Origin of the sequence: Kitasatospora sp. NPDC050543, assembly GCF_044457565.1 — a bacterium.
GTDB lineage: Bacteria > Actinomycetota > Actinomycetes > Streptomycetales > Streptomycetaceae > Kitasatospora.
In genome coordinates this window covers 19,182-29,381 of sequence record NZ_JBITGZ010000057.1, presented here as the reverse complement: position 1 = coordinate 29,381, position 10,200 = coordinate 19,182, and the positions used below count along the sequence as shown (strand labels likewise).

Sequence of the window (10,200 nt, the reverse complement as noted above, 5' to 3'; positions counted from 1 at the left end):
CCCGGCTACGCCGGGTAACCACGGGCCTTCGGCCCGGGTTGCTTGGGCCTTCGGCCCTGCGCGCGGGCTTCGCCCGCCGACTACCCGGCCTCCGGCCGGGGGCACCGCGGCTGCGCCGCGGTGCGTGGCCCGGCGCTCCGCGCCGGCTGCCCGGCTGCGCCGGGCGTGATCGGGCTTCGCCCGATCGGCGGGGGCTGGTGAGGGGTGTTCGGGTAGATGATGGCTCACTTCTCCTGCTCCGCAGGAGAAGTGAGGATGATTCGAGGAGGCGTGGCCTTCGGCCCTGACGGTGGGTTGACTGGGGCCGGGCTTCGCCCGGTGGGATGACGGTGAGTGGGCGCTTCGCGATCTCGGGCGGGTAGTGCTGGATGGTCCTGTCGCGGGTTCACTCATTCGGGTGGCCTGGGGGCGGGCTTCGACCGCTCTCCTGATTCAAAGACGCAATCCCGCTAAACTCTGTGGTGTTGGGGAGGCTCCGGGGAGGGCTCAAGATCGGCGGACTCGATCAGTGCCGTGATCCACTTCCTGTCGTTCCTCACTCGTTCCGGGAAGAGGAGGCATCCGTCATGGCGAGGAAGCTGCGGCCGAACCAGGAGGAAGCGTGCGGGGCATCGGTCCGGCTCCTGACACTGCCCGCGTCGGGGGCGGTGCCACCGGAGGGACTGCGGTGTCAGATCAGGGCCGCGACAGGGGCGGGCAAGTCGCTGACGGCTGTTCACATCGCCTCCCGCCTCCACGCGGAGCGGGCACTGGTGCTGGTCCCCTCGTTGCCACTGCTGGAGCAGTCGGTCGGGGTGTGGCAGCGGGAGGGACGCGGCGGGCGGATGTTCGGGCTCTGCTCGTTGAGGGCCGCCGAGCAGCCGGGGATCGAGTGCACCACGGATCCTGCGGAGCTGGTGAAATGGACCTCCGGGCCGGGGCGAGTGACAGTGTTCGCCACGTACGCGAGTGTGGGGCTGGGGCACCTGGAGGGGGCCCACCGGGCCGGGTTGCCGGCGTGGTCGCTGGCGGTGGTGGACGAGGCGCACCGGGTGTCCGGGCAGGCGGGGCGGCCGTGGGCGGCGATCTTGGACAATGCCAGGATCCCGTGTGACCGGCGGTTGTTCATGACGGCGACGCCGAGGCTATGGGCGGTGAAGGAGGACGATCGGGAGCGGGCCGCCACAGTGGGGATCGAGGCGGCGGAGCTGATCGCGAGCATGGACGACGAGGCGCTGTTCGGGCCCGTCGCGCACGACTACCCGCTCGGGACGGCGATCTCGGACAGGGTGATCGCCCCGTACCGCATCCTGTGCGTCGACGTCGCAGACCCAGTACTGCAGGGCCTGGAGCAGCGCGGTGCGAGTGACCGGTCGGTGGAGTACCGGGGGGCGCGGCTGGCGGCGTTGCAGACGGCGCTGCTGACGGCGTGTGCGGAGTGGGACCTGGCGCGGGTGCTGTCGTTCCACCACATGGTGGCGGAGGCGCGGGCGCTGAGCACAGGTCTGCGGGAGGTGGCGCGGGTGCTGTGGGAACAGGATCCGGCGCTGCACCCGCGGCCGGAGCTGGTCGGCACGAGCTGGCTGGAGGCCGAGCACACTCCTGCGGAGCGGCGGGCCGCGCTGGGCACGTTCTCCTCGCTGGTCGGTGAGGACGGGTGGCGGCTGATGCGGTACATCCTCTCGTCGGTGAAGGTGCTCTCCGAGGGTGTCGACACCTTCGACTGCGACAGCGTGTTCTTCGCCGACGTGCGCGGGTCGATGGTCGACCTGGTCCAGGCCGTCGGGCGCGCTCTGCGGATGCACCCAGGCAGCGGGAAGGTGGCCACCATCGTGGTGCCCGTGCTGCTGGGGGCCGGCGAGGACGGCGAGCAGCTGCTCACCTCGAAGGCGTACGACGGGCTGGCCAAGGTCCTGATGGCGCTGCGGTCGCATGACGCGGCCTCCGTGGAGCGCCTGGCGCTGCCGCAGTCCGAGGCCCGGCCCCCGCGGGAGCCGCGGCACACAGGGGCGCCGGAGGAGTTCAGCTCCGCCGGCGGCGAGGCGCAGCTGCTGCAGTTCTCCAGCCGGCGCGACCCGGCGGTCATCGCAGCGTTCGTGCGGACCCGGGTGCTGGAGCCCGAGCGGGAGGAGTTCCGGCGCGGTCTGGAGGAGCTGCTCGCCTACCGGGAGAAGTTCGGCGACGTGAAGGTGCCCTACGCCTACCGGGCGGCCTCGGGGCACCGGATCGGAGCGTGGGTGGCCGACCAGCGCCGCTACAAGGCCGCCGGGGTCCTGGACGCCGAGCGGATCGCCCTGCTAGACGAGCTCGGCATGGTCTGGTCCGCATTCGACACCGCCTTCACCGACAACCTCACCGCGGTCGCCAGCTACGCCGCCGAACACGGACACGCCTGCCCACCCGCCGACGCCGTCTGGGGCGGGCGCCCGGTCGGCGTCATCATGAAGAACCTGCGCACCGCCCAACGCCGCACCGAGGCCCTGGAGCACCGCGCCGCGGCCGGCGAGACGGGCCTGGACTGGACCGGAGCACTGACCGCCGAACGCAAAACCGCCTACGACGCCATCGACCCCGCCTGGTGCCCCACCGGATGGTCGGTGGACTGGCAGCGCAGCTTCACCCTCGCCTGGCGCCACATCAAGGCCGGCGGGACTCTCGCCGGCACCGAGCCCGGCAGCGTCGTCGTCCAGGGCGAGGACCTCGCCGGATGGGCCCGCACACAGCAGATCGGCTGGGACAAGCTCGGCCCCGCCCAGCAGTGGGCCTTGGAGCACGTCCTCGGCCTGGCGCCGCTGGCCGCCGAGCAGCGGCCGGCCCCGAAGGTGACCCACGCCGAGAAGGAGCAGCGTAACCTCGCCGCCGCCGCCCAGTACCAGGAGCGCGAAGGGCACCTCAACGTCCCCCGCAAGCACAAGGAGCCGCTAGAACTGGCCGACGGCACCGCCATCGGGATCAGTCTCGGCCTGTTCATCGCCAACAGCCGCAGCAGGCGCGCCGCCATCCCCACCGCCCGCGCCGAGCGCCTCGCCGAGCTCGGCATGCGCTGGGAGTAGCCGGAGACGGACCGGTGGCGGGTACCGGTCGTCGCGGCCCCAACGGCACGCAGGGTGGGCGACCACGGTCTCGTTGGCCGCCATCGCGTGCGCCGAAGCGCCCGTACCCCGCGCTGTGGAGCCGTGACGGGTCGTCTCACCGGATTGCGCACCACGGAGTCGGCCGCTCGAGCTGAGAGTGAGTTAAACTGGCGGGTGCCGGTGCGTCGAGTGCCGGCCGCGTACCGCTCCGGTTATACGGAACTGCACCTCGCAGGGTTGGACCTGCGAGGTGAAGAGCGACTGGCGCCTTCGGGACCGACCAGTGGCTTGCCTAGTTTCGTGGAACGCCGGTCGGCATGGTGACGTACCGGACCGTGAGCCGGTGGGGAGCCGTGACGACGCCCGCCGCCCTTTGGACGGCGCGCAGTGGAATCCCTGGCCAGATGCCGGGGATAGCAGGTATGGCCTGCAGCGCGCCAATCCCCGAAGGGCTTTTTTCATGAGCATCGACGCGCTCGAGAACGACAGTCTCCCCCCGCTGCTGCGGCGCCCCGACGAAGTGCCGGACCCGGCGCCGGTCGCGCAGTTGCGCGGCTTCCGCAAGACCCTGCTCGACAACCCGGTCAACTCGCTGGACGAGGACGCGGCCACCGTGGTCACCGGTGGTGCCGTGGACCCCGTGCTGCTGCGCAAGCTGGTCGAGGCGGCCGGGGAGACCGCTGACGCCGGCCTGCTGATGGCCAAGCCCGTCGTCGGCGGCACCCTGTACGCCATCCCGCCGCACCGGCGCTTCACGGACCTGGACGTGTTGCCCGACTTCCTCAACCAGCGGTGGGTGCACAAGTTGCACACCGCGATGGATGACAAGCAGGAGAACAACGCCCCGGTCGTCTACAAGACCTTCGTTGACGAGGCGACCGGGCAGCCGGGGGCGCTGTTCGTGGTGCGGGTGGCGGACCGCCAGGCCCTGGCCGACGCGGTCACCGAGAGCATGCGCCAGACATACGGGGCCCAGGGCCAGCGGAACGTGTACACCGAGAGCGTGCTGCAGCACGGCATCAAGGAGCCGCTGACGCTGTTCCTGGTCCGGGTCGTCTACGACGACGGCGTCGAGGAGACGTACACCGTCGCCGGCGACGGCAACAGCCGGCTCGTGAGCATGTGGTTGGCGCGCACCGGCGGCAACATCGACGAGGCGGCGGCGGCGTGCGTCGCCGCGGTGATCGGCCCGGTGGACCGCTCCGGCCCGCGCCGACCCGCCGACCAGCGCTCGGCCCGCACGAAGGTGACCGAGATGGCTGCCCGCGTACGCCGCGGCCTGGCCGAGAAGGTCCTCACCGAGGCGACCCGCCGCGAGGGCCACACCCTGACCTTCCCGGCCATCGTGGTGGTCGGCGCCGTCACGGAGGACGGCTCCCGGCTGCCCGACCTGGTCGCCGCCCGCGACGACCTGGTGGCCAACCTGCACGTCCACGTCACCCCGTGGGACGAGGGCGCGCAGAACACCCAGGGCATGCAGCGCGTCTACCGGCACGCCCTGCGCGAGGACCTGGTCGACACCGACGCATACAAGGTGCTGCTCGGCGAGGTCAGCCCGGCCACGATGCACAAGCTCCTCCGCCTGCCGCCGCACCGCCTGTGGTCGGCGGCCCTGCACCAGCAGTGCATGCTCGCCGGGCAGGCGGAGAAGATGAACCGGCTCCTCAAGCAGGAGTTCGGCATCGGCAGGGCCGACCGCCAGAAGGTGAGCGAGAAGATCGCGCCGATGGCGCTGTCCGCCTACCGCAGCTCCCCGGCCATCGACCAGTACGTCCGCGCCCTCGGCAACGGCGGCGCCATCACCGACACGGTGTGGAAGCGGAACTGGACGCTGACCCGCGGCAGCAACGCCCTGAACATCCTCGACGACATCCTCGCGCGGGCGCTGCAGGGCGAGGCCAACGCTGTGGCCGAGCTGACCGTACTCGGCGGCACCGCCGCGATCGTCTCCGGCTTCATCACCCGCGACCGCGGCTCCAAGCTCGCCGCGGCCCGTGAGCTTCGGACCGCGCCGCTGCGGCACACCCCCAACGCCCTGCTGGCGTTGCTGGCCGACACCCAGGGCGGGCAGCGGATGCTCCACTCCATCGCCTACGCGCACGTCGCGGCCGACCCGAGCATCCTGCCCAAGCAGTTCCACACCGCCGAGCGGGAGATCGACGGTGTGGTGGTGCGGGACGGCGACCCGGTCGTCGACAAGGCCGGCGCGATGGTCTCCATCGACTACGAGTGGGACCTGGTCTACGCGGCCAGCCCGGTGGAGGCCGAGGCGTCGATCGCCGAGCTCAAGAAGAAGCTCGACGGCAAGGGCGGGAGCGGCACCACCACGGAGACGGAGGACGCGCGGCAGCGCAGGATCCTGGAGAACTCGATCAAGGCCGCCCACAAGGCCGTGTTCACGCTCGCCAAGATGACCCAGACTCACGCCCGCGGTCGCGAGGTGTTCGGCCTCCCCAGCAGCGTGGACTCCCTGCGGGCGCAGTTGAGCAGCATCAACGAGACCCTCATCAAGTTCGGCCCCATCGCCACCATGATGCAGGACCTGGAAGACCCGGAGGACGAGTTCGAGTACGAGGACGAGAGCGGTGACGACGCGTGAGCTCGGTGACAATCCCCCGTCAGATCCGCCGACGGCTCGCCCCCGCCGTCCGCACCCTGGCGCCGCTCCTGGACGCCGGAGCCCTCGCCCGCGCCGGCGACCCCGCATCAGGCCTGGCCTGCCGGGCGACCGTCGAGGCCGCCCGGCGCGAGATCACCGCGCCGCGCGCGGTGTACGTGGCCTGGGACGCCCAGGGCTGGTGCCGCTACGTCGGTAGCGTGTACCGCCCGCGGGCGACCGCCGTGGGCGACCGGCTCGCCGAACACCAGCAGCACCGCCGGCACGGGGCGGCCCGCCGCCGCGACTGGGTCCTGCTGACCGTCCTGCCGATCCGTACGGACGCGCCGCGCGAGGCCGTCCTCGCGGCCGAGGGATGGGCGGCCCGGCTGCTCGTCCCGCTCGACGGCGGCGCCCATCCGGCGATCGATCTGATGCTCCCGCCCGACGCGATAGCCGCGGCGATCCCCATCCCGCACGGCCCCTGACCCTGGTACCGGGCGCGGGCGGGTAGGTGGGTGGTCGTGACGACGACCACCCACCCGCCGACTCTCCGGCCAGCCGCCCGATGGCGAGGCATAGCGGGGCGTGCGCGTCGCCGAGCGGCTCCACTCGGAGCGCACCCTGGTGCTGGTGCCCTCTCTTCCGCTGCTGGAGCAGACGGTGGCTGTGTGGAAGGGCGAGAGATACGGCGGCCGGATGGTGGGCCTGTGCTCGCTCAAGGGCAGTGGGCAGCCGGGCATCGCGTGCACCACTGATCCGGCGGAGCTGATCCGCTGGACGGCCAGCCCCGGCAGGGTGACGGTGTTCGCCACGTACTCCAGCCGGGGCTGGAGCACCTGGAGAAGGCCCACCAGCAGGGCTTGAGGCCGTTCTCGCTCGCGGTCGTGGATGAGGCGCACCGGGTCTCTGGCCAGGCTGGGAAGCCGTGGGCGGCGATCTTGGACAACGCCCGGATCCCGTGCGACCGGCGGCTGTTCATGACGGCCACCGCCAGGTTGTGGGCGGTGAAGGAGCGGGACCGGGAACGGGCGGCGGCGGCCGGGATCGAGTCGGCCGAGCTGATCGCGAGCATGGACGACGAGAGCATGGGAGCCTTCGGCCCCATCGCCCACAGCTATGCGCTCGGGCAGGCGGTCTCGGACGGCGTGATCGCCCCCTACCGCATCGTGTGCGTGGACGTGGCCGATCCGGTGCTCCAGGGCTTGGAGCAGCGTGGTGCGAGCGAGATGTCGGTGGAGTACCGGGGGGCCCGTCTGGCGGCCTTGCAGACGGCTCTGCTGACCGCTGCCGCCGAGTGGGACCTGGCCCGGGTGCTGTCATTCCACCACATGGTGGCCGAGGCCAGGGCGCTCAGCACCGGCCTGCGGGACGTTGCCAAGGTGCTGTGGGAGCAGGATCCCGCTTTGCACCCGGCCCCGGAGTTGATCGGGACGAGCTGGCTGGAGTCGGAGCACACCGCCCGCGAGCGGCGGAAGACGCTCGGCGACTTCTCCTCGCTGCTCGCCGACGATGGGCTGCGGCTGCTGCGGTACGTGCTCTCCTCGGTGAAGGTGCTCTCCGAGGGTGTCGACACCTTCGACTGCGACAGCGTGTTCTTCGCGGACGTGCGCGGGTCGATGGTCGACCTGGTCCAGGCCGTCGGGCGGGCGCTGCGAATGAAGCCCGGCAGCGGGAAGGTCGCCACGATCGTGGTGCCAGTCATCCTCGGTGCTGGGGAGACCGGGGAGGAGCTGCTGAGCTCGAAGGCGTACGACGGACTGGCCAAGCTGCTCATGGCGCTGCGCTCGCACGACGCGGCCGCCGTCGAGCGCCTGGCCCTCCCACAGTCCGAGACCCGCCCGCCGAGGGAGCCGAGGCACGCCGGAGACCCGGACGAGCGCCGCTCAGGCGAAGCCGGGGAACAGCTGCTCCAGTTCTCCACCCAGCGCGACCCGGCGCTCATCGCGGCGTTCGTCCGCACCCGGGTACTGGAGCCGGAGCGGGAGGAGTTCCGGCGAGGCCTGGAGGAACTGATCGCGTACAAGAAGGCGTTCAGTGACGTGAAGGTCGCCTACGCCTACGTCGCGCCGTCCGGACACCGGCTCGGCGGCTGGGTGGCCGACCAGCGCCGCTACAAGGCCGCCGGGATCCTGGACGCCGAGCGGATCGCGGAGCTGGACGGGGTCGGCATGGTGTGGTCGGCTTTCGACTCCGCCTTCACCGACAACCTCACCGCGGTCGCCGGATACGCGGCCGAACACGGGCACGCCTGCCCCTCGAACGGGGCGGTCTGGGGTGGCCGGCCGGTCGGCGTCATCCTCAAGAATCTGAGGACGGCGCAGCGGCGGACCGAGGTGCTGGAGCGGAGGCCGGGGAGACGGGCCTGGACTGGGCCGGGGCGCTCGCCGCCGAGCGGAAGGCCGCGTTGGACGAGATCGACCCGGCGTGGTACCCGAGCTGGTCGGTGGAGTGGCAGCGGGCCTTCGCCCTGGCCTGGCAGCACGTGAAGGCCGGCGGGACACTGGCGGGTGATCCGGGTGCCGTCGTCGTCCAGGGCGAAGACCTCACCGGCTGGGCACGGGCCAGCGCATCGGCTGGGCCAAGCTCGGTCCGGCACAGCAGTGGCTGGTCGAGCACGTTCTCGGGCTGGAGCCGCTTGCGGCTGAGGAGCTGTCGCCCGTGAAAGTCAGCCACGCGGAGAAGGAACGCCGCAACCTCGCGGCGGCCGCGCAGTACCAGGAGCGCGAGGGACATCTCAACGTCGGTCGCCAGCACCGAGAAGAACTCGTGCTGGGCGACGGCACGGTGGTCGAGGTCGGTCTTGGCCTGTTCATCTCCAACAGCCGCCTACGCCGCGCCACCATCCCCACCGAACGCGCCGCCCGGCTCACCGAACTCGGCATGCGCGGTGGAGACCAGGGCGGCCACCTGCTCGCGCTTGGTCGGGGCAGGCAGCACCAGCGAACCCAGCTCCTCCACCTCCCGGTCGCTGACGCACTGCGGGCACTCCAGCCGGTCAGAGGCGGCCCTCTCGGTCAGCTCCAGCTTCGAGCCGGCCTTCCCGCCGATCGAGCCCCGGCACGTCCGGCACGGGCGCAGCGTGGCGTTGGCCGCGCGGGCTGCCTCCAGCCGGGCCTGGGCCTTGGCCTCCCGCCCTCCTGCCGCCGCCGCTGGTGCTTCTCATGGCAGGCCCAGCAGAGGCCGCCAGGGCGGCGGGTCCACTCCATCCGTCCCTGGGGGTCGTACTCCCCGCTGCTGGCCTGCTCGGGCACGTTGCCGCAGTCGGCGCAGGCCAGGGCCCGCATCAGGTCGCGGTGCTCCTGGCGGGCCTTCTTCTCCCGGGCCTTCTGGCGCTGGTCGTAGGCGGCGCGGTTGTTCGGGTTCTCCAGCGCCTCCAGCAGACCGTGCCGTCCGGCGCGGCCGTAGCGCCACCAGACCGGCCCGAGCGGGCCGTGCTCGGCCAGCAGCTCCAAGGTGGTCGCGACGCGGCACGGCGTCGTCGTACTCGCGCTAGCCGTCCCCATCGTTGTCGTGCTGCGTGATGGTCCACCAGGAGCCGCCGCAGGCGTCGCGCGCCAGGTCCGCCACCGCCTGCTGGCAGTTGGCCAGGGCGAGGGGCCTGGCGCCGGTAGCTGCTGTCGCGCACAGGTTCCGCCTTCGTCACCAACGCCCGCACCCGCGGCGAGGCCAGCGGCCCACTTGACCTCCTCCCAGGATCAGCCGGACATTGCTGCCATGTACGCGGTGTGCCGCTTCTGCGCGGTCCGGCGGAACAGCTTCCGCAGCGCTTCGCGATCGCGTCCGCGCGTTTTTGCGGCATGGCAGTTCGGGCACACGGCGATCATGTTGATTGGGTGATCCTGGCCGCCATGCTGGAGATCGGTGATGTGGTCGATGTCTAACACGGGCTCCCCGGTATCGGTGACCGTGTTGAAGCTGGGGCTCGTGCAGTTCGGGTTCTCGCACCGACCGTTGGAACGCAACATCACGATGTCCCGGGCTTCGTCAGACCGGTCGGGCCGCTCGACGTTCGCCCGGCGGCGCTGCGGCACACAGTCGGCGTTGGCGCGTTCCAGCGCTTCGACCCTACTGCGGTACGACACCGGCCGTGTTGCCGACGGCGTTGCAGGGACGGCGGTGGTGTCCGAGCCGTCGTAGCTATCGGCCGCCCAGCCGCTGATGATCTGCCGGATGTTGCTGGACTTCTCGGGGATCGGCTTGCCAAGGGCTCCACCGGAGGCCGGGTCGAACCGCTCACGTTCCAGCTCCGGAAGCGGCCCGGGAGACGGCGGCCTGAGCGCACCACTCGCCCGAGCCGGGGTCGATGGAACGCGGGAGGCCGGCACAGGACGTTCGTCACTTTTCGGGGCCAGTCGCCCGGGATGGGAGAGAACCACCCTTGGACGGAGATTCCGCTGCGCCTGGTCCACCGCAGCGAGTGCCCGGGTCAACCTGGCATTGGACGCTCTGACGATTTCCCAGGCCGCCGCGAGAGTGGCGGACCGAATCCCAGCGACGAACCGCTCGCTTTCCCGGGGCGAGCGCGGCCCTTTGGGAAGCCCTTCCGCT

The 10,200-nt window shown here is 71.5% G+C and carries 8 protein-coding genes and 2 pseudogenes; 7 read left to right on the top strand and 3 right to left on the bottom strand.

Annotated features, from left to right (window positions below; translation table 11 throughout):
• Positions 1–566: 566 nt before the first annotated feature.
• The 7 genes and pseudogenes from ACIBH3_RS34505 to ACIBH3_RS34475 all read left to right on the top strand — a co-directional run.
• Positions 567–1,064: pseudogene (locus ACIBH3_RS34505) on the top strand (DEAD/DEAH box helicase family protein); the annotation flags it as partial.
• Positions 1,065–1,133: 69 nt separating this feature from the next.
• Positions 1,134–3,032, top strand: a complete 1,899-nt coding sequence (locus ACIBH3_RS34500; RefSeq protein ID WP_396316074.1) for a Helicase associated domain protein — start codon at positions 1,134–1,136, stop codon at positions 3,030–3,032.
• A gap of 481 nt (positions 3,033–3,513) precedes the next feature.
• Positions 3,514–5,652 (top strand): hypothetical protein, encoded by a 2,139-nt coding sequence (locus tag ACIBH3_RS34495; protein ID WP_396316073.1) that lies wholly within the window; start codon positions 3,514–3,516, stop codon positions 5,650–5,652.
• Positions 5,649–6,137, top strand: a complete 489-nt coding sequence (locus tag ACIBH3_RS34490; protein WP_396316072.1) for a hypothetical protein — start codon at positions 5,649–5,651, stop codon at positions 6,135–6,137. Before ACIBH3_RS34495 ends, ACIBH3_RS34490 begins: the two co-directional genes overlap by 4 nt.
• Before the next feature lie 100 nt (positions 6,138–6,237).
• Positions 6,238–6,516, top strand: coding sequence for a hypothetical protein (locus ACIBH3_RS34485; protein WP_396316071.1), 279 nt, complete (start codon positions 6,238–6,240; stop codon positions 6,514–6,516).
• Between the two features lie 74 nt (positions 6,517–6,590).
• Positions 6,591–8,138, top strand: coding sequence for a Helicase associated domain protein (locus ACIBH3_RS34480; RefSeq protein ID WP_396316070.1), 1,548 nt, complete (start codon positions 6,591–6,593; stop codon positions 8,136–8,138).
• Between the two features lie 172 nt (positions 8,139–8,310).
• A pseudogene (locus ACIBH3_RS34475) lies at positions 8,311–8,475 on the top strand (hypothetical protein); the annotation flags it as partial.
• 3 nt (positions 8,476–8,478) lie between these two features.
• Here ACIBH3_RS34475 and ACIBH3_RS34470 read toward each other — a convergent pair.
• The 3 genes from ACIBH3_RS34470 to ACIBH3_RS34460 all read right to left on the bottom strand — a co-directional run bounded on the left by ACIBH3_RS34470 (position 8,479) and on the right by ACIBH3_RS34460 (position 9,977).
• The gene (locus ACIBH3_RS34470; protein ID WP_396316076.1) at positions 8,479–8,610 is read right to left on the bottom strand and encodes a hypothetical protein; all 132 of its coding nucleotides are present in this window, start codon (positions 8,608–8,610) and stop codon (positions 8,479–8,481) included.
• A 56-nt stretch (positions 8,611–8,666) separates the two neighbouring features.
• On the bottom strand, positions 8,667–9,155 hold the full coding sequence (locus ACIBH3_RS34465; protein WP_396316075.1) for a hypothetical protein: 489 nt from the start codon (positions 9,153–9,155) through the stop codon (positions 8,667–8,669).
• A gap of 192 nt (positions 9,156–9,347) precedes the next feature.
• Positions 9,348–9,977, bottom strand: a complete 630-nt coding sequence (locus tag ACIBH3_RS34460; protein WP_396316069.1) for an HNH endonuclease — start codon at positions 9,975–9,977, stop codon at positions 9,348–9,350.
• Between the last annotated feature and the right edge of the window lie 223 nt (positions 9,978–10,200).

What these genes read in the sequence shown, in the direction of transcription:
- ACIBH3_RS34495 (WP_396316073.1), top strand. Translation starts at nt 3,514, where the DNA reads ATGAGCATCGACGCGCTCGAGAACGACAGTCTCCCCCCGCTGCTGCGG.
- ACIBH3_RS34465 (WP_396316075.1), bottom strand. Translation starts at nt 9,155, where the DNA reads ATGGGGACGGCTAGCGCGAGTACGACGACGCCGTGCCGCGTCGCGACC.